This window comes from Treponema medium (assembly GCF_017161265.1).
Classification (GTDB): domain Bacteria; phylum Spirochaetota; class Spirochaetia; order Treponematales; family Treponemataceae; genus Treponema; species Treponema medium.
The window spans coordinates 1,813,803-1,834,089 of sequence record NZ_CP031393.1 but is presented as its reverse complement, the minus strand read 5'-3'; the positions used below and the strand labels follow the sequence as shown (position 1 = coordinate 1,834,089).

Annotated in this window: 17 protein-coding genes; 10 read left to right on the top strand and 7 right to left on the bottom strand. The window is 45.8% G+C overall.

Going from position 1 to position 20,287, the window contains the following annotated elements:
- Nucleotides 1–62: 62 nt before the first annotated feature.
- Both DWB79_RS08050 and yihA read left to right on the top strand, forming a co-directional pair.
- Nucleotides 63–1,637 carry a glucose-6-phosphate isomerase gene (locus DWB79_RS08050; protein WP_016523542.1) on the top strand — a complete coding sequence of 525 codons (1,575 nt, stop codon included), beginning with the start codon at nucleotides 63–65 and terminating at the stop codon, nucleotides 1,635–1,637.
- A gap of 24 nt (nucleotides 1,638–1,661) precedes the next feature.
- Nucleotides 1,662–2,276, top strand: coding sequence for a ribosome biogenesis GTP-binding protein YihA/YsxC (yihA, locus tag DWB79_RS08045; RefSeq protein ID WP_016523541.1), 615 nt, complete (start codon nucleotides 1,662–1,664; stop codon nucleotides 2,274–2,276).
- 36 nt (nucleotides 2,277–2,312) lie between these two features.
- On the opposite strand, the gene DWB79_RS08040 is transcribed toward yihA, so the two are convergent.
- From DWB79_RS08040 to DWB79_RS08020, 5 genes are all read right to left on the bottom strand, one after another.
- Nucleotides 2,313–2,702 carry a type II toxin-antitoxin system VapC family toxin gene (locus DWB79_RS08040; RefSeq protein ID WP_016523540.1) on the bottom strand — a complete coding sequence of 130 codons (390 nt, stop codon included), beginning with the start codon at nucleotides 2,700–2,702 and terminating at the stop codon, nucleotides 2,313–2,315.
- Entirely contained in the window at nucleotides 2,702–2,914 is a 213-nt protein-coding gene (locus DWB79_RS08035) for a DUF2281 domain-containing protein (protein ID WP_016523539.1), read from the bottom strand. Before DWB79_RS08035 ends, DWB79_RS08040 begins: the two co-directional genes overlap by 1 nt.
- A gap of 248 nt (nucleotides 2,915–3,162) precedes the next feature.
- Nucleotides 3,163–4,497, bottom strand: coding sequence for a C1 family peptidase (locus tag DWB79_RS08030; RefSeq protein ID WP_016523538.1), 1,335 nt, complete (start codon nucleotides 4,495–4,497; stop codon nucleotides 3,163–3,165).
- Nucleotides 4,498–4,814: 317 nt separating this feature from the next.
- The gene (locus DWB79_RS08025; protein ID WP_016523537.1) at nucleotides 4,815–5,438 is read right to left on the bottom strand and encodes a class I SAM-dependent DNA methyltransferase; all 624 of its coding nucleotides are present in this window, start codon (nucleotides 5,436–5,438) and stop codon (nucleotides 4,815–4,817) included.
- A gap of 6 nt (nucleotides 5,439–5,444) precedes the next feature.
- The gene (locus DWB79_RS08020; protein WP_016523536.1) at nucleotides 5,445–6,701 is read right to left on the bottom strand and encodes a cation:proton antiporter; all 1,257 of its coding nucleotides are present in this window, start codon (nucleotides 6,699–6,701) and stop codon (nucleotides 5,445–5,447) included.
- A gap of 450 nt (nucleotides 6,702–7,151) precedes the next feature.
- Here DWB79_RS08020 and DWB79_RS08015 point away from each other — a divergent pair, with 450 nt between their 5' ends.
- Genes DWB79_RS08015 through DWB79_RS08000 form a run of 4 tightly spaced genes read left to right on the top strand, consistent with a single transcriptional unit; the run spans nucleotide 7,152 to nucleotide 11,918 of the window.
- Nucleotides 7,152–7,871 carry a tetratricopeptide repeat protein gene (locus DWB79_RS08015; RefSeq protein ID WP_016523535.1) on the top strand — a complete coding sequence of 240 codons (720 nt, stop codon included), beginning with the start codon at nucleotides 7,152–7,154 and terminating at the stop codon, nucleotides 7,869–7,871.
- 45 nt (nucleotides 7,872–7,916) lie between these two features.
- Nucleotides 7,917–8,870 (top strand): DNA-processing protein DprA, encoded by a 954-nt coding sequence (dprA, locus tag DWB79_RS08010; protein WP_016523534.1) that lies wholly within the window; start codon nucleotides 7,917–7,919, stop codon nucleotides 8,868–8,870.
- A complete protein-coding gene (gene topA / locus DWB79_RS08005; protein ID WP_016523533.1) occupies nucleotides 8,871–11,000 on the top strand; it encodes a type I DNA topoisomerase in 2,130 nt (709 codons plus the stop codon). It begins immediately after the preceding gene.
- Nucleotides 11,001–11,003: 3 nt separating this feature from the next.
- The gene (locus DWB79_RS08000) at nucleotides 11,004–11,918 is read left to right on the top strand and encodes a tyrosine-type recombinase/integrase (protein WP_016523532.1); all 915 of its coding nucleotides are present in this window, start codon (nucleotides 11,004–11,006) and stop codon (nucleotides 11,916–11,918) included.
- Between the two features lie 58 nt (nucleotides 11,919–11,976).
- On the opposite strand, the gene DWB79_RS07995 is transcribed toward DWB79_RS08000, so the two are convergent.
- Together DWB79_RS07995 and DWB79_RS07990 are read right to left on the bottom strand one after the other, a co-directional pair.
- Nucleotides 11,977–12,525: an L-threonylcarbamoyladenylate synthase gene (locus DWB79_RS07995; RefSeq protein WP_016523531.1), complete on the bottom strand. Its 549-nt coding sequence runs from the start codon at nucleotides 12,523–12,525 to the stop codon at nucleotides 11,977–11,979.
- The gene (locus DWB79_RS07990; protein ID WP_252722258.1) at nucleotides 12,500–12,883 is read right to left on the bottom strand and encodes a septum formation initiator family protein; all 384 of its coding nucleotides are present in this window, start codon (nucleotides 12,881–12,883) and stop codon (nucleotides 12,500–12,502) included. Before DWB79_RS07990 ends, DWB79_RS07995 begins: the two co-directional genes overlap by 26 nt.
- Before the next feature lie 279 nt (nucleotides 12,884–13,162).
- On the opposite strand from DWB79_RS07990, the gene DWB79_RS07985 reads away from it, so the two are divergent.
- Genes DWB79_RS07985 through DWB79_RS07970 form a run of 4 tightly spaced genes read left to right on the top strand, consistent with a single transcriptional unit; the run spans nucleotide 13,163 to nucleotide 20,161 of the window.
- On the top strand, nucleotides 13,163–15,415 hold the full coding sequence (locus DWB79_RS07985; protein ID WP_016523529.1) for a hypothetical protein: 2,253 nt from the start codon (nucleotides 13,163–13,165) through the stop codon (nucleotides 15,413–15,415).
- Between the two features lie 56 nt (nucleotides 15,416–15,471).
- Nucleotides 15,472–17,019: a 6-hydroxymethylpterin diphosphokinase MptE-like protein gene (locus DWB79_RS07980; protein WP_016523528.1), complete on the top strand. Its 1,548-nt coding sequence runs from the start codon at nucleotides 15,472–15,474 to the stop codon at nucleotides 17,017–17,019.
- Nucleotides 17,016–18,518 (top strand): motility associated factor glycosyltransferase family protein, encoded by a 1,503-nt coding sequence (locus DWB79_RS07975; RefSeq protein WP_016523527.1) that lies wholly within the window; start codon nucleotides 17,016–17,018, stop codon nucleotides 18,516–18,518. The genes DWB79_RS07980 and DWB79_RS07975 overlap by 4 nt, the downstream gene beginning before the upstream one ends.
- Nucleotides 18,515–20,161 (top strand): hypothetical protein, encoded by a 1,647-nt coding sequence (locus DWB79_RS07970; protein WP_016523526.1) that lies wholly within the window; start codon nucleotides 18,515–18,517, stop codon nucleotides 20,159–20,161. The genes DWB79_RS07975 and DWB79_RS07970 overlap by 4 nt, the downstream gene beginning before the upstream one ends.
- Nucleotides 20,162–20,287 lie beyond the last annotated feature (126 nt).

Sequence of the window (20,287 nt, the reverse complement as noted above, 5' to 3'; positions counted from 1 at the left end):
TCTAAAAACTGTGATTTTTAGGGTTTTCCATCTGTAAAAAACAGCTAAATAAGGAGAGGATTATGTGGAAAAATTTAGATGAATGCTCCCTGTTTCGAGATTTACAGGAAGCAAAAATACCGGATATCACACAGCGACTAAAAGGAGCGGGAGGAGCAGACCGAATCGAACGATATTCCATACCGATGGCTGCCGGTATGCACTACAATTATGCTGCAAAACAAGTGAACGAAAGTATCCTCACCATGCTCGGTGCGCTTGCGAATGAACAGCAAGTAACATTAAAGTATCAAAGGCTCCTTTCAGGCGAAGAAGTCAATACGGGAGAACACCGGAAAGTTCTGCACCATCTTACGCGCGGACAGCTTGGCGACAATGTTATCTACAACGGCAAAAATATGCGAACCTTTTATCTTGAGCAGCAGGAAAAAGTCCGTGAGTTTTCCGAAGCAGTCCGAAACGGTTCCATCACCGCTTCCTCCGGTAAACCCTTTACCGATGTTGTACAGATCGGTATCGGCGGTTCAGACCTCGGCCCGCGTGCGTTGTACCTTGCGTTAAAGGCGTGGGGAGAGCGGCATAACAAGCTCAAGCTCCGCGCTCACTTTATATCGAATGTAGACCCTGACGATGCGGCGGCGGTACTTTCCGCACTAGATTTATCAACGACGCTGTTTATCTTGGTTTCAAAGAGTGGCACCACGCTCGAAACGCTCACCAACGAACGCTTTGTCGGGCAATTTTTGCAGGAGGCGGGACTAAACCCTGCAAAGCAAATGGTTGCCGTAACGAGCGAAAGCAGTCCGCTTGCCAACAATCCTTCATACCTTGCATCCTTCTATATGGATGACTTTATCGGCGGACGGTATTCTTCCACCTCTGCATGCGGAGGTGCGGTGCTTTCGCTGGCATTCGGAGCGGATACCTTTGACGCCCTCCTTGCCGGAGCTGCCGCAGCGGATAAGCAAGCCCTCGAACCGAACCATACCAAAAATGCCGCGCTCATGGATGCACTGATCGGTGTCTATGAACGGAATATCCTCGGCTACGGCAGCACCGCCATTCTGCCCTACAGCCAAGCGCTTTCCCGCTTTCCGGCTCATCTGCAGCAGCTCGATATGGAATCCAACGGAAAGTCGGTGAACCGCTTCGGCGAACCGATTCACTATAAAACAGGACCGGTTATCTTTGGAGAACCGGGAACCAACGGGCAGCACTCGTTCTATCAGCTGCTGCATCAAGGCACCGATATTGTGCCGCTCCAGTTTATCGGCTTTGAAGAAAGTCAATACGGCAAAGACATTACCGTGGAAGGCTCTACCAGTCAGCAAAAGCTACTTGCCAATGTGGTTGCGCAGATAGCAGCCTTTGCACTCGGTAAACAGGATGAAAATGCGAATAAGAGCTTTGCCGGAGAGCGGCCTTCGAGCCTTATCTACGGAAAGGCGCTTACGCCGGAAGCGCTCGGTGCGCTGCTTGCACACTACGAAAACAAGGTAATGTTTCAAGGCTTTATCTGGAATGTCAACAGCTTCGATCAAGAAGGGGTTCAGCTCGGTAAGGTGCTTGCTAAAAAAGTTTTATCGCACGATATGCCGCCCGAACTCGCCGCCTACGCCCGCCTCTTCGGACTATAGGCTGAGGGAATTATCACAACCGGTATGCTCAAGATCGTATCCGCCGAGTTCATCAAAGGGGCAATTAACAGTAAGCAATTCCCGCAGATAGGCGTTCCCGAGTTTGCTTTTTTCGGACGCTCCAATGCGGGAAAGTCCTCGCTGATAAACATGCTCCTTAATAGAAAGAACCTCGTAAAAACAGGCTCAAAGCCGGGCATGACACGCGAGATCAATTTTTTTGCGGTGAATGCCCTGACAGGCAAGCCGCCTAATGCGGAATCGTTTTGTGTTGCCGACTTACCCGGCTATGGCTTTGCACAAGTATCCCAAGCGGAACGGAAGCGGATTGACGCTATGCTGTATGATTACTGCACAACCCGCTCCACACTTAAAACCGTATTTTTATTGATGGATATCCGGCGGGATCCTGCTGAAATAGAGCTGCAAACCTTGCAGTTTTTCCGGGAGCACAACATACCCGCTGTCTTGACGGCAACTAAAGCCGATAAGCTCAGTAAAAATGAACAGGCAAAACAGCTCCTTGCCCTTGCGTCCTTTTTTGAATGCAGCACGGATGAAATAATCGTAACCTCTGCTACAAAAAAAACAGGTAGAGAAAAGCTGTTACAGCATCTCTCCGCCTGTCTTTCTGTGTAATTACAGCTTTGAAACAGACGTTAGGTTTTCTATCTTTTACCAAATAGTTTTTACATTATATAACGGAATATTTCCATCCGTAGTTACGATTGTTAAATCGTTTTCAAGTGCTTGTGAGATTAAAATTCTATCAAATGGGTCATTATGTTTTACATTATCTTGAAACGGCAAATTTCGAATTCTGTTGAAATCATCAAGTGTAATCGGAAGTTTTCTAAATCCGGCGCGTCTACACATCTCATCTATTTCATATACGGTATGAGTAAATTCCAATTTTTTCTTACTTTGTTTTATTGAAATCTCCCAAAATGAGGCATAACTGTAAAAACAAACATTAGATTCAATGATATCTTTAGCGCTTTTCGACAATCGCTCATTCCCGAATAAATACCAAAGAATTGTATGAGTGTCGAGCAAATACTGCATTACATATACTCCGCAAAATCTTCGAGAGGGTCATCAAAATCCGGAGACATATAAAAAGGTTCATTTTTCCAAACGCCAAAAAGAGACTTCTTTTCAGAAATAGCATCTTCTTCAGGAAATTTCAATTTTATCAGGCGGATAAAATCAAGAACCTCACTTATTGCAGCATGAGGGAGCGTTGCAAGTTCTTTTTCTAAAACTGTATAAGGCATATATGGTCTCCTATACAATTCTCTAAAAATCTACCCAAGTTCTTAGAGATGCTCTATTATATGATAAATTCATCAAATTTTCTACATCTCGCATCTTATTGATTGTAAGAAAAATATGGGGAAAGTTTTTGGCTATAAGCTTTTGGGGCTGTCCAAAAACTGAAGTTTTTGGACAGTTTCCTTAGATTTAGATTCCGCTTCCTTCGGAATAAAAATCATCGTAAAATCCGAGTTGATAACCCTCTTTCCTATATCCGTGCCAGCGCGCCCATCGGATCCCACGGCTCAAGCTGTACGAGCGGCTGTTTTAAAGCATCGAGCCATTTTTGCTCAACAAAGGTCTTTTCTACCATAATCTGATAGGTATACTCATCGAACCACGCATCGGACATCGAGAACATTCCCTTTTTGCCTGATTCGTCGCCCCACGAATTTTCTACCTGCCATTTAATCGGCTTCCCTGATTTATCCAGATCGACACCGGTCAACACCATTGCGTGAGTAAGCAGGCTATCGCCGTAATCGAGCCGTTCCGCTTTGGTGAACTCAGGCAGTTCGCCGAGCGTTTTATCGTAGAGGTATACTTCGGTATCCATAATGCCTTCGGGGCGGCAGATATACGGCCCCATATCGCAGCCGAACCAGACCGGCTTACCCGCCTTAATCGATTCAATAGCCGCCATTTTAAGTACTTCGATCGGCACATTGATGTAGTGAATAGGCTCAGCTTCTTTCACGGTACCGAGGAATTTTACCGTGTAAGCTCTGCCGTAAGGCTTATCCGCCGTCGGCGCATTGATTAAGCTGATTTTATTGTTTAAATCCCAGCCGACATACTCTTTAAAGAACTGCTGCGGGGTAATCTGCTCTGCTTTGTGAAATTTCTTATCCTTATCGCGGCATTCAAAGTCGAATACGCGGGGAGGTTCACCGAGCGCCTTAACCAGAAAGCTGTATACATACGAAAGATAGGTTTCTTTGTCTGTGCGAAGCTCTGTGATAGACTTTCCTGCCTTGTGCCCGTCCCGCAACAGCTGCGCATATTTGCGGAGGCGATGGGTTAATTCGGCAACAAAGAAGCGCGTATCGGAAGAGTGGAAGGTTTCGGGCATCACATCCTTAGGCACAGCGCCGTATTTTTGCAGAATACCGGAAAACATATCCCACTGCCCGCCGTCCTGAATAGGATTAGCCAGCAAATGCGCGAGCAGCCGTCCTTCAAGCGGTTCGTCAAGGGTTTCCAAAATGCTTTCAAAAAAGTAATTGGATTTTTCGAGTTTATCCCAAAACAGCGTGTAGTTCTGGGAAAGCTCAAAGGTTTCCAAGTTAAGCTTTTTCATTATTTCTACACGGGCGGCATTCAACGAAGCAAACATCCAGCAGCGGCCGCTCTTCTTTTGATTGGTAATTTCTCCGCGCTCCGTTTCGTGAGAAAAGCAAAAATTGTGGCGGCGGCGGACATCATAGTTAAATGATGCGTCCTCGATACCGCTCTTGGCGACAGCCCCTGCAATAATCGCATTCGACGGGTCTGCACGATAGTCACTTTCAAACTTTTTTAAAAGTTCAGGTGAAATATTCATATATAACTCCTATAAAAAGTCAAGAAGAAAGTATCAACTTTCGATTGACTTTTTAAGCACGTTCGTAACGAAGTGAGAACGTGCTTATGATATACAAGTTTGCGCTTGAGCAAACTCTGGTTAAAATCAACAACCCCGACTCGAGCGTCGGGGTATTAAACCCTCCGCACGAATAAAAGCCGTGCTATTTGTACGGCTTTTATTTAATAAAAGCTTTATGAGTACAACATATCGTACCTATAAGAAAAAAATCAAGGTGTATTGATATTATAGGGAACCTCTAAAAAACAATCCGTTTTTAGAAATGCCTTATCACCTTATATGCGGTTAGCATCCCGCTTCCCGATGATTAAAAAAATAGGATATGTTTTTACAGTGCCATCGATAATCTTTTGCGCAGTATATACCGTTTTGTTACAAATAATATACATACCACTCTTACGGGCAGCATTCAGAACTGCATTCCGGTCTATGCCGTTATGGGGTGCAGCATCAGGGTAATGGAAACTCCCGTCTTCAAGATCAAGATCCGAAAGACAGAGGTATCCGCCTTCGGCAACACGAGAAGCCAAATGGCAAACCGTTTTTTCTACATCTTCAACATGATGAAGCGCCAACAGGGAAACGATAATATCGTACATTTCCGTAACAGTATGCTCCGTTAAATCGATGGTCTTTATATTGCCACTCCGAAGCATTGCAGCTTTTTTGCGTACCTGTTCCAGCATACCGGCAGAGATATCGGCAAACGATACTTCAGCTACGCGATCGATAAAATGAAATCCGAGCAAGCCCGTCCCACAGCCGAAATCAAGCACCTTGTTGCAAGACTGAACGCCTATCTCAGCGATGATTTTTTTATATATCTCTTCCGCTCTCAATACGCGCGTGCGGTGTGCATCCCATTGTTCCGCTTTTGAATCGAAAAATACCGTATCCATACGCTGCTATATGGCGGGTGTCCCTGCAGGGGGCAGATTTTTTTCCGAAAATGCTTTTCCGAGTAAAATAGGCACAATCATAGAAGAAACAATGATCAGTAAAATAACCGGTGCAAAATATTCAGCCTTCACCATACCGACGGCAAGTCCTTTTTGCGCTACGATGAGGGCAACTTCTCCGCGCACCATCATTCCCAGCCCTATCTGGAGCGATTCCTGTCGCTTAAAGCCCAAAGCCAGTGCCGAACCACCGCAGCCGATGATTTTTGCGATACAGCCGACAAGCACAAAAGCTATCGAAAACCATATTAAGCTCATATTCAGTCCGCTTAAGTCCGTTTTAAGTCCGATAGCGGTAAAAAAGAGAGGACTAAAAAACATATACGAATTGATGTCTATTTTTTGTTCCATATAGGAGGCATCATGCAAGTTGCAAAATACAACCCCTGCGACATACGCACCGGTAATATCGGCGATACCGAAGAAGCGTTCTGTACAATAGGCAAAAATCAACGCAACTCCCAACCCGTAAATCGGGATACGGTGGGTATGCGGATGCCTATTATCATACCATTTAAAAATTCGGTAAATAAGGTATCCCACGACCAACGAAGCGGCAAAGAATGCTGCCGTTTTTATCATCAGTCCGAGGTAATCGCCCGTACCGGAACTTGCGCCGAGTACAACTGTTAATACAATAATACCGAAGACATCATCAATGATTGCAGCGCTGATAATTGTTTGCCCGACTTCCGAATTTATCTTGCCCAGTTCTTTCAATGCAACAACGGTAATACTGACCGAAGTTGCCGTTAAAATAGTACCGATGAACAGCGCTTGATAAAATACAGGCGTCCCGAAACCGTCAAAACCCCAAAAGCCCAATGCCATAGCCGTGCCTAAAACCAATGGTACTATAACACCACAGGCAGCAATCACGGTGGATTTTACACCGGATTTAACCAGCGATTTTAAATTAGTACCTAATCCGGCTGAGAACATAATTAGAATAACACCGATTTCAGACATATACTCGATAAATTGGTTGGTTCCAGCGTAAATAATATTCGGTTCGACTCCACCAAAATTACGGAAAAAAGGCAGATACCGCAATAAAAGCCCCGCAACAATTTCTCCGGCAACCTGCGGAATATTGATTTTTTTAGCCAAAAGACCGAGATATTTTGCAGCGATAACGATAATTCCGACGGAAAGGATAATTTGCAGAGCGATTTCTTCAATCGGTATTTCCTTAGCAGACATAAACAACTCCTCGGATTAACCAGTATTTCCCTATTTTGAGACCTCATTATAGTAAAAAAGAAAAGGAATCGCAATATTTTGCGGAAAAAGTTAAGCAAAAACTACACGATTTCATTATGCTGCAGGGCTGCTAAAAAAAACTCATTTGTTCGCAGCAACAAAGAAGATGCCCACATATTTTCAAAAGGAGTCTGACGAGATTGCCCACGCCGTAATATTGACAATCAAACAAAGATATATAAGAATACTTCATCAACTGATGGACACTTTGTTCAGTCGTTCAATTTTAAGGAGCTATTACATTAAGCCACACTGATGGTGTGCCTTAATGTAATTTCGAGTTTGCCGTCCGGCAAACATCGTAGATTATATGCGCGCGTTCCGCGCACTAATTGAACAACTTCCAAAGTTTACACTTTGTTCAGTTGTTCAATTTTAAGGAAGGTTTACATGAAATCAAAAAAAGTTCCGTATATTGGGCTATTGTGTTCCGTTCTTTTCCTCTGTGTTGCCTGTAAGGATAATGCCTTTATTCGACGGATGCAGGATATGGAGATGGGCGTTAAAAATCCGTCTTCCATAGAAGAGTTGGAATCGGCCATAAAAAAATATCAAGGAAAGGTTAATGATATCTTGACTATGGAGCAGCGGGTTGGCATCTGGTATAAAATCCTCGGTCGCCGGTATATGGACAAAAAGATGTATAAAAAAGCAATCGATTCCTTCCGCAACGCATTGGAATACTTTCCGGAAAATCAGCATGTGTTTTATCAAATTGGCGTATGCGCTGCTATTATCGCAAAAAGCACCCTCGATTACCCCAATATGAGCCTCGGCGAACGGCAAGCATATTTCGACCTGTCGGTTTCCGCCTATAAGCGCGCGGTAGAACTTGACCCCACCTATACGCGGGCAGTGTATGCACTGTCCGTTCTCTATGTATTTGAATTGAACCGACCGGAGGATGCCATTACGATTATGGAACCGGTTGCCGCCCGCGAAAAAAAACCGCTTGACTCCTTATTCATACTCGGGCGCGCTTATTACATGACCGGTCAATACGAAAAAGCAATTGCCGCCTACGACCGTATTATCAAAACAAGCGGAAGCGCCGAACAGCGCGCCGATGCCGAACGCAACAAAGCTTTCGTAGAAAATGCACGGCGCTAACGGTCAGCAACTGATCGGCAATAGAATTCTACAAAAACTATAATAATGAATACAAAAACCGATTCCGAACGGCGGAAACTCTACATTGCGCTCTCTTATTGCTCTTTTCTAAAGGGCAGCGAGCGCCTTTTACTTGCCCGCACGCTTGACACTTTGCAAGCACTTACAGTAAGTTCAATAGATACGCTGAGCAGGCTGATACAGCGGACACTCCGCACACGCAGTTATAAGCCCGAACAACTGCCGCAAGCAGTGGAAAAAGCTGAATCGCTGATGAAGTATTGCCGAATCAACATAACGTTCTACGATGATTCCGACTTTCCTCCCCTGCTGCGGGAAATTCCCGATGCGCCTTTTTTACTGTACTACCGCGGCGTTTTACCGAAGACAGATACGCCCGCAGCAGCGATTGTCGGCACACGCCGACCGACAGGGAACGGTATTAAGGCTGCGCTGCAGCTAGGTACCGAATGCGGACACGCCGGTATCCCCGTTATTTCGGGACTGGCACGCGGCATCGACACCTTCGCGCACCGAGGAGCTTTGGAGGGCGGAGGTCTGACAACTGCTGTGCTCGCCTGCGGGCTTGACCGGTTATACCCGCAGAGCAACGCACGGCTCGCAGGTCGGATACTAGAAACCGGTGGCTGCATCCTCAGCGAATATGCACCCGGAGAACCGCCGCTCGCCTATCGCTTTCCCCAGCGAAACCGGATCATTTCGGGATTAGCCCGCGCAACCGTTGTCGTCGAAGCGCCGGTAAAATCGGGAGCGCTCATTACTGCGGATTTTGCCCTTGAGCAAGGACGCGATGTATGCGTATACGGCGGACTGCAGGATTCCGTGCAAAATGCCGGCTGCAAAAAGCTGGCTGAAGACGGTGCAATTCCGGTGGAACACGCCAGCGACCTTTTACGTGAATGGGCGCATCCGACTTTGCAGTATTTACAGAGAGAACAACAGATACAACTACCTTTGTTTGAGAAAGGAGCACCATAAATGGCGAAAAAAAACGCAACAAAAACAAAAAAAACAAACTTAATTATCGTAGAGTCTCCGGCAAAAGCAAAAACGATCGAAAAGTATTTAGGCAGCGGCTATACGGTTAAAGCTTCGATGGGACATCTGATCGATCTACCGAAGTCGCGTATCGCAATTGATATCGAACATGGATTTCAACCCGAATATATAACCGTACGCGGCAGAGCTAAACTTTTAAAAGAGCTGCAGCAAGACGCAAAAAATGCTAAGAATGTCTTCCTCGCAAGTGATAATGACCGCGAAGGGGAAGCTATCGCCTATCATCTATGCAATGCAATACGGGAAAAATGCGAAGATGTACCGATAAACCGTATCGTCTTTAACGAGATCACGCCGCAGGCAATTAAAACAGCCGTGCAGAATCCTATGAATATCGATGAGGCAAAGGTCAATGCGCAAAAAGCCCGCCGTGTACTCGATCGACTTGTCGGCTATAACCTTTCTCCGCTACTCTGGCAAAAAGTAAAGAACGGACTTTCCGCGGGGCGCGTACAATCGGTTGCGCTGCGCCTTATCTGCGAACGGGAAGCGGAGGTAGAAAGTTTTATCCCCGAAGAATTTTGGACACTTGAAGGCGCCTTTAAAAAAGGAAAAACCGCCTTTAACGCCCAACTCGCTTTATATAAAGGAGAAAAACCGACGCTTAAAAACGAACGGGAGGTTCAGGCGATTATCGATGTGTTGCACGGAAAAGAAGCAACGATTACCGATGTCAAAAGCACGCAAAAGACCATCCATCCGAAGCCTCCGTTTACAACCTCCACGATGCAGCAAACGGCAGCAAACAGGCTCGGCTTTACTTCCCGTAAAACGATGCAGATTGCTCAACAGTTGTACGAAGGTATCGCCGTCGGCTCAAGCCGCGTCGGTTTAATCACCTATATGCGTACCGACTCTGTGCGAATCTCCGATGTTGCCCTTGCGGAAGTGCGTAAGTGGATCGGCGAGCAATATCCTGCTTTCTTACCGGAAAAACCCAATTTCTACAGCGTCGGAGCAAAAGCTCAAGATGCCCACGAAGGTATCCGCCCCACGTACTGTAACTATACACCCGATTATCTGAAAGACTACCTCAACCGCGACCAGCTGCGCCTCTATACCCTTATCTGGGAACGCTTTACCGCGAGCCAGATGACCGGCGCAAAGACTGAAACGCTCAGCTATGAGATTTCCGCAGGAGATGCAGTCTTTAGAACGGCTTCTACCAAGGTAACGGACAAAGGATTCTATGCAGTGCTCAATCTGCTCCTTTCAAAAGAAGAAAAAGGTAAAACGTTACCGGCGTTAAAAACCGGCGATATTCTGACGGTAGACAGTTTGACACCCGAACAGCACTTTACGCAGGGACCTGCCCGCTATACCGATGCAAGTATCGTTAAGATGTTGGAACAAAAAGGCATCGGACGCCCATCCACGTATGCGCCGATTATTTCGGTACTGCTCGACCGCTACTACGTCAACCGCTCCAATAAGCAACTCGTTCCTACCCAGCTCGGCAGAATAATCAATGATCTGCTAGTCGCAAACTTCAACGATGTGATCGACGTCAATTTTACCGCCGGTATGGAACAAAAACTGGACGAAATAGAAGAACACAATGCCGACTGGTCAAAAATTATCGGCTCCTTTTACACCCCATTCATCACACAGGTGGATTCGGTGATGGCGCATTTAGGCAGTTTGAAAGGAAGCCTCGATGAGCCGACAAACTTCACGTGCGAAAAATGCGGCAAAAGAATGATGAAAAAGCTCGGCCGTTTCGGTTTTTTCTTGGCGTGCGAGGGTTTCCCGGAATGTCGTAATACCAAATCTATCCCATTGGCAAAATGTCCGCGTCCCGGATGCGGTGGGGACATTGTATCCCGGCGGGCGAAAGGGCGAGGCAAAGAATTCTTCGGCTGCACCAACTTTCCAAAGTGCAATTTTATCTCTCATTTTAAGCCTATCAACGCAGCGTGCCCCAAATGCGGCTGGTTTATGGTTGAAAAATACGATAAAAAGAACGGAAGCTACAAAGCCTGTGTAAACCCCGATTGCGATTACCTGCATAGCGTCGTCGAAGGCGTAGAAGATCAGGATATCGACTAGCCGATGGATACGGTCTTTGAAGACTACCTCGCCTACAGCGCAGGCGTGCGGCATTTTTCCGAAAAAACCATTGAAGCGTACCGAAACGACCTCAAGCTTTTTTCCGATTGGCTTGCGGACAATGAGCTGTCCTTTACCGAGGTTACGAAAACGCAGGTACGAACCTTCGTCGCAGACCTCGGCAACCGGCATTTTGCACCGGCAAGCATCAACCGTACCCTCTCCTGTGTACGAGGATTGTACCGCTATGCCCTGCAGAAAGGGCTCTGCACAATAAACCCCGCCGCAGTTGTCCGCAACCTCAAACAGCCGGATAAGCTGCCCCGCTTCCTCTTTCCTGATGAAGCGGAACGCTTCTGTGAATTTCCCAAAGAAGCGGGCATTTTATGGTACGCCCGCGATGCAGCGATCTTTTCGTCGCTCTACTCTACCGGTTGCCGCGCGGCGGAGCTGCAAGGGCTCAAAATAACGGATTTAAAAGGAGATTGCAGCTGGGCAATCGTACAAGGAAAAGGAAGCAAAGAACGCAAGGTGTTCTTTGCGGACTTTGCACGGGAAGCGGTGCAGCAGTATTTGACCGAGCGTGCGGAATTGATTGCTTACCTAAAAGAACAAGACGGCTTAAAAACTGCGGTTGCGGAAGACGCGCTTTTTTTAAACTGCCGCGGCGGCGCGCTTACAACGCAGGGCATCCGATATATCATCAACCGGTACACCGCCCTCCTCCCGAACTATAAAAAACTGACGCCGCACGCCTTCCGGCACAGCTTTGCCTCGATGTTCATCACGCGCGGAGCGGATATACGGGTCGTACAGGAACTGTTGGGGCACAGCAATATCGCAACCACTCAACGGTACACGCACATCACGGCAGTCCAACTCCAAGAGCTGTACCACAAAGCCCATCCGCACGGCTAGGTATAGCCTATTTATTCTGCGGGAAATACAGCAAAACAGTTTGACGCGATTATCCTTATTAATCAATAACAACAGCGCCTTGGCGAAGTATGCGGGGAGTGCCGGAACTTAAATCCACGAGAGTAGAAGGCAGCCCCTCAAGATTACCGTCATCGACAATTAACGAAACGGAATGTTCAAATTCGCGACAAATGACTTCTATATCGGTGAGGGGCGGGGTTCCCGAACGGTTAACGCTCGTCGAATACACTGCATCCCCCGCTGCAGCAACGACATTTCGCAGCCACTCATCTGCGGGACAGCGAAATGCCTGCGTCCCCTGCCCTTTCAACGGCACGATCAGCGTTAACGGCGCAGGCCACAAGTTCAAAATATGCTCCGGAATTTTTAAATCGGTGTAGCGATAAATATCCGAAGGCTCGGCGATAAGGGCGATAAACGGCTTATCTTCTTCCCTTCCTTTAATGCGAGCAATTACTTCGGCAGTCTTGCCGATTAAGCCGGAAAAACCATAAATCGTATCCGTCGGAATAACAATAACATTACCCTGTTTAAGCTCTGCAGCTGCAACAGAAACTGAATTAGGAGCTTTTTTTTGAATACGCATTTTTTCTGCTCACAATCATCTCACACATAATAACGATAATACTTATAGAAACGGCAATCGTTTTGCAGACAGCGTCCGGCAAATAGCGGGGCGCTTCAATCAGGTATACGACACCGGCATCTTCAGTGCGTTCCACTGTACCGGAAAAATTCATCAGCTTGATAAGCCGTTCATTTTTTTGGACATAGCCTAATTCATGGGCATACACAGCAATGGTCTGAGGATCTGAGGACAAATTCGCAATACGAATACTCAAATCTTCCCCGATATCAGACAAAAGCTGCACATGCTGTACAAGAGCCTCACGCTGCCGTCTTAACTGCTGACACGCAAAAAAACCGCGCGACCCAAAGCACATACTCAAAAAACTATAAACAAACGCAAATACGAAGATTGGCGTAATAATTTTCAAATAAAATTTCATAATCGATTCTAATAACGGCAAAATAAATATTTTCTTGAATTTTATTTAGAATACGTTATAATAGAAAAGTGAAGATTAATATTGTAGCCGACAGGTCGGTATCTCTAAAAGTTTAGTCGCTTTTCGAGGCTCCCTGTAAGACTTCCGCTTATGCTATATACATGGTATGCCGATACATGATATAATAACACCGCCCTTCGTGGAGAAATTTTTATGGATAATTTTAACAAAACCGACGATTTATATGATCCTAATTTTTCTATAGACAGTAAAAGCACAGAAAAATTAGATATGTATGGTGTATGGCTTAAAAAAAAGAAAGATATTAATGAACCGTTCGATTCGGACGCTTCTCAACTTACAAGCGATTCAAGCATAGAAGCGGATCAAGATAGTATAAATTTTGATGATGATTTCTCTTTTTCGGACTTGGATGCCGATACTGAAATACCCGAACTTGATGAATTAAACGATACAAATACTTCGACTGAAATATCTCTGGAAACGCCTGCTCCTTCATATACCGACAGTGATACTGCCGATGTTGCGCTTGACGAAAGTAGTTTTGAGTCGTTGGATTTGGATGACTTTTTGTCGGATGACTCTTCTACAGAAACAGAATCCCAAGAAACCACCGAATCATTTGTTGAAGAAGAACCGATAGACCTTGACTTTACTGAAATTACAGACAACACGGAAAAACATTCGAACAACAATGAACCTCCTGCTGGGCTCGAAAACTTCAGTGAAATTTCTCTTGAAGATTTTGAAGACGCGGCTCCGGCTGCAAGCTCCGAATCAGACGATGGTTTTGAAACAGTTGAAGATTTTGATGATATTCTTACAGATGGTACGACCGAAGAGCAAAAATCCGAACACAGCCAACAAAAAGAAGATGCCGTATTCGATATTGACGTTACTGCCGATGATGAAGCGACCAAAGAGCAGCCGCTTTCGGAACTGTCCTCACAGGTTGTAGAAGATAATGCCGATATTTCGATTTTTGGCACAGAGACAGACGAAAAATCTCCCGATACGGAAGAACCGGCTTTCTTTGACGATATTGAAGCTGTTAAACAAGATTTACTTTCAACACAACACGTTGCCGAACACGAAAACACAACAGCAGAACTCAATCCGGAAAAGGATTCAAAAGAAACCATGGACACAACAGCCGTAACTTCTCAACGCACTGCCGCTGAACAAGATAAAGCAACTGAATTGCTGATGCAAATTGCTCACGAAATCAGCGATCTTAAAGCAGAGCTGAATAGCTTAAAAGCAGGTATGACGGCTCAATCAAAAATGATTTCCGAAGTGCCCGTAAAAGACGCTGCCGCACATACGGAAAACAAAGCTGCCGATACGGAAAGTTCGGGCTTTTTCAGCGATGATGATACGGACGAAACGATTGCCCTCACCGGTGATGAGTTAAATAATATCCTTATTACGGCGGATTTCACTGAAGAGCGAAACACCGATGACGAGGAACGAGCGTCTGCCGATGAGGAATCTTCCACGGAAACAACCGAAACCTATGAAGTACCGTCTGTACTTACAAAAGATATTGATCCTGAAATACAAGAAACGCCCCCTGTCGACCACTCCTTTGAGGACAGTATTGCGGAAATTTCATCGACTGATACGGATAACGGTCTCGAATCTGAAACGGAAGGAGAAAAACTTCTTGCATCCGATCCCGTCTTTAATGTAGAAGCGGCGCCTATTACCTCTCTACCCGAAGATCTCAGTTATCTTGATGATCAATCGGAAGTTACGGATGAAGATATGGGGCTTATTGACGGAGATACGAAAGATCAGCAAGAAGTAGCCGAACTTGAAGATATTGAAGAAGCTGAATCTGTGGATGACGAGACCGACTTTGAAGATATAAATATAGAATCTTTCGATATTCCCTCGGAACAAGAGATTGAAGTTCCCTCTTCGGACATGGAATCGGTTGACGCCGAAATGACTGCTGGAGAAACGACAGAAGATCGTACGATTCACGAACTTCAAAATGATGAAGATTTCCAGAACCCGTTTGCAGACGAATCAACTGCTACCAAAGCGGAAATAAAAGAAGAAATTATCGAAGAACCTTTTATCGCCGAAGTGCCTGCAAGTGAATCGGAAGTCGAAGAAGTAAAATCTGAAGATACAGAAGATTCAATTGAAGAATTGGATGCAATCGATGAAGATGCAATTCCCGAATTTGACTCGGAAAAAGAAAACGAAGAGGCTCTTGAAGAAGAAGAACCGAAGCAAGAAACATTGCTGCAAGCTGCGAGTAAAAAACGGGAAACCATTTCTATTCCATTGGAACTGAAAAATGAGATTAAATCAGTTCTTTCCTATATGGATCAACTGTTGGAAGCCCTACCCGAAAAGAAGATTGAAGAGTTTGCGAAGTCTGAATATTTTGAAACTTATAAACATCTTTTTGAAGAATTAGGCATTTCCTGATAGTACAATCTTCTTATTGCCGCTATGCAATCTCCGCATAGCGGCAGATTACATCAATGCTTTCCTTCCGTCTCCATTCAAAATACAACCCTCACAAAGAAGCTGAACAGTTTGCTTCCACTATTGAAGGCATCCCTTCTATTATTATCATAACGGAGCCGGGAGAATCCTACCTTGCATCGGTACTGAAAGCAAAATTTCCATATACAAAGTGTATCGCAGTAAGGTATAACGAAACAGCTTTTTCCGATTCCGATAACCTTTGGGATGCCGTCTGGAGACCGGGAAACGGCAGCTTGCCATTTTTTCTGCTGTCTCATATACCTGATGAAAAACTGGGAGCAACCCGTTTTTTAAGCTGGAAAGCTGCCGACAAAGCTTTTCCCGATGCGGCGGATACAGTCTGGAAAAATATCCGGTATGCAATCGAAATGCTAACAAGCATTATGCATACCCGCTCATTCTTTGGGAATAAATGGCTTAAAAACACAGTCGATAATTTTATCGGTCTTAAACACCCTGCAACACTGCACTTCGGAACACGGGATTTTATCTTAGCCGGCGCAGGGCCGAGCTTAGAACAGCTCACCGCAACGCAGGCAGCACCCTACTCTATCCTTGCAGTATCATCGGGTTGCGCTGCCCTGACAGCACGGCATATTCCGATAGACCTGTGCGTCAGTACCGACGCCGGTTACTGGGCATTGCCTCATTTTGACCGGCTGCCTGCCGATGTTCCTGTTGCCTTTCCGCTCGAAGCAGCCATTCCCGCATCAATACTAAAAACGCATCCTTGCGTCCCGCTTTCCTACAATTCTCCGCTGGAAACAATGCTCTTTAGAGCGGCAAACCTGCAACCGCTTGCCGCCCGAGAAAACGGCACGGTAACGGGAACAGCCTGCGAACTACTGTTACGACATACCAACCAAAGGATCATACTTGCCGGCGTCGATTTGGCAGCTGCAAAAGGTTTTACCCATGCACGCCCCCATGCAAGTACCGCACGCCTGTTTGCTGCCACGAACAGGCTCCATCCGATCGCAGAAGCACTCACCGTCCAAAACTTTGCGGCACAATCACTTGAAACCTACCGGCAATGGTTTTTACAGCTGCCGCCTGAATCCGCACGGAGACTTTTCCGCGCCGGTACGGGGGGCGCGCCGCTTCCAAATATCAAGACTATAGACCTAACAGCCGGTATTGCCAAAAGCGCTCAGCCCGCCGATCGGCAGGCAAATACCGCTGTCCGTATGCACAATGCACAGTCCGGCAGCGAGAATATCCTTTCCGGACAGCAAAACAGCACACAGGATATGGCACAGCTTTCGGCAGCTCCCTACCCTGCGCTTTCCTGCCAGGAGCGCACAGAGATAGCTCATTCCCTGTTAAACACGCTGCATATCAAAATACCTGCGTTAATCGCAACGGAACCGGCGCGGCTCGCGGAAGATGCGGCAACACTCGAAAAACAGATATGCGCCTTATGCAGCTACACCGCTTACTGTAATGTGATAAAAAATCCTACGGATAAAAAAGCACAAACAAACTTGACGGAACAGGTAAACCGCGTACTTGGTGTACTCATTAAAAGGATAGAAGCATGACGGTCTTAAATAGGAATCTCGCTGCGATACGCCTTAAACAGCCGGAACTTGCAGAAAAACTCCAACACTCTCAAACAGGGGCTGCCTATAGAGGTATTGCATCAGCAAAGACAGGGGAGCCGGTACCGCTCTTTGCATCGGGACAGGCGCTGCATTCTCTCTATAATCCCGCACGGGAAGCAGAACGCGCCGTTACCGCAGCAGCCGGTTTTATGCTCTTTTGCGGACTGGGGAACGGTATTCATATCAAAACTTTTTTAGATAAATATCCTCAATCCTTTTGTGCAATTACGGAATCCGATTATGAATCATTCAAGCAGTTGCTCTCACTCATCGATTATACGGAATTGCTATCGGACAACAGAATATTTCTCTTGCCGCCATATACCGACAACACTTTTGAAACCGCATTCACAGCAGCCTATTTACCTGCCCTACACGGCACCTTCGGTTATTATGTCCTGAGAACATGGAGTGAATACTATAAAGCGCAAATAAAAGATTTACCGGAGAAGATCGAACACGCACTCGAAAAAATCAAAGCGGATTTTTCAGTGCAAGTTCATTTCGGGAAAATCTGGCTGCGCAATATCTTTTTCAATTTGCGCCTCGCAAGTTTCGTCAAACCAGCATACCCGCAAAGCGATACCACCCGAACAGCGCTCATACTGGGAGCAGGGCCAAGCTTGGAAGCCGGCTTATCGTTGCTGAAAAAAAAGCGGCAACAGTACACGGTTTTTTGTACCGATACAGCCTTTCCCGCCGTATGCGCAAACGGTATTACACCGGAATTCTTCATCGCGATTGACCCGCAGCATATCTCATATCAGCATACCATCGGCGTTATCCCCAAAGAGACGATCGGTATTTTCGACCTTTCGGCACAAACTGCAGGAGCGCGCCGCTTTTATGAAAACGGCAACACTTTCTTTTTTACAGCAGGCGGACACCCACTTGTCCAAACAGCCGCGCTTTTTTCTCCATTTCCACCACTAACCACGGGTTCCGGTACCGTTGCAGTCGCCGCCTACCATGCAGCACAAGCGCTCGGTTACCGGCATATTGAATGCAGCGGAATGGACTTTGCCTACACCGGCGGCAAGGCATATAGCCGCGGCACCTATCTTTCGATGCAATTTGCCGGCAGCGCGGCGTACACTTGCCCACAAGAACACTCGTTTGTCCGCCTTATGTTCCGTACCGAAAGCTACAGCGAGCGCACAACACAAGGCATCACCTATCGAACGCCGCTCTTGGATTCCTACAGGGCAGCTTTTGAAGCGGAAAAACACAGCATCATCCGCTGGAAACAGGCCGACTTTCAAAAATTTCCGTATACGGAATTTCTTATTTCCTTTACCGAAAGTTTAAAACAAAACGACCGGAATACCGTAATATCTCTTCTTCCCGCACTTGCATGGTGTAAAGCTCATAGAAAAGGAAATTTGACTGATATGGAACTTGTATCGGAATTCATTTCGGAGTATACTGATTCATGATGAAAAAAATATTGATGTCGGTCTATAGCGCATGCGCATTGCTTATTATTATTGGAAGTTTGTTATGGTTTGTTTTTACCCTTCACAGCGATTCTGCTGCGGGAAAAATAGAATCGTTGAAGAACTTTAAAATATTTGCTCAGCATACCGGTGAGATTTTATCGGAAGCAGCTCAAGAGGGTAATTCTGTCCGATTGCAAGGTCAGCTTGAACAGCTATGCCGTAACTACAGTAAATATGTTCAAGCAATTTTAATTAGGGATAGTGCCGGCATTGTATTTATCTGGCCGAAAAACACCGATATTTTTTCATATAATGAACAGTATATAGTCGAAGTAAAAAACTTACCGCTCTTTTTTACTGCCGCTCAAACACATATCCCTGTTAAAGAAACAGGTAATACCGTTACCGTCCATGCGGCGCTCCAAATGCTTCCGCTTGAAACGGTATTTAACCGCGGTCAAATAGTATTCTTTTTATTACTACTGATTGTACTAATGACCGTCTTGGTATTGATATTTTCATATATAGATCTAAAATCCGCCGCCGAAAAGAAACCGGAGCTTAGAAGCGCCGTACGTACTTCCGAACCGGATATAATCGATTCGAATACCGCTCAGTCCAGTGAGTATTTTACTGCTGCTGCAAGCAATGATGCAGTAAGTATGCCTCGTATGGAAACATGCGTCGAAGCGGACATTTCAACTCACGTACAAAAGGAAGATTTGAATCTCCACGAAAGGATGCAGCATAACGATGAACAGCCGTCCGTGGAAAAAAACAATGAACACCCAGCCGAAACGGCATCTTCCCTCCCGTTAAACGTACAGCTTGAATCGCTCAACCGTCTCCATATCTACGATGATGAGCAGTCCCAACAAACCGTACCCGAATACCAAGAAAGCTCGCAAAATATACAACTTGAACACAGTGCAATGGAAGAACAAGATGGTACCGATGCAGAGCAGCCGATATCCTCAAAAACAGATGAACCGGACATTTCGCAAACAGCAGAGAACTCGAAAACAGATATAAAACAAAGCTTTGATGCGGGAACTTATGGATTCTTTGAAAATCACACACAAACTCTAAAACCCTCAACCGAACCCCATGAAACCGTAAAACAGCCAGCTGTTACCACCTTTGAAAACACGCCTCTTTCAGATGCATCACGTAGCGGTAGTCATTCGCTTGAACAGGCCACACTCATCGAAGAATTGACAACTGCAATTACCGAAACGGCTGTTGCCGAGGAGGATTTAACACTTCTGCTCGTTCATGCGACCGATATACCTCATAATCAACAAATTATTCACCTCTTGCGGTCGACACTTGACCGTATCCATAAGGTGTTTGTCTTTAATAAAGATATTATTGGTGTCATCATCTTTTATGCCCCGTTGGATCAGGCAATGCAAATTGCAAGCACCCTCTATGACGAAATTCATACGGTCTTGGATGCTTCCGCTAAAAAATCGCTCGGTATCGGACTTACGACAAGAGCAGGACGGCTTATTCCGGCTCCCCGGATGATCGAAGAAGCGATGGCTGCAATCGGCAAGGCAACCCAAGGAGGCGATCCTATTGTAGCGTTTAGGGTTAATCCGGATAAATACCGGCGATGTCTCGCCCGGTTAAACTAACATAAATTACGCCGACAACCGGTTGACAGATTAGTATACTCTTATTATTATGCATTTGCCGTTTATCGAACGGTAACGTCTTTCCTCTAAGACGATTTTATAAGATATTCCAAAACATAATGGATG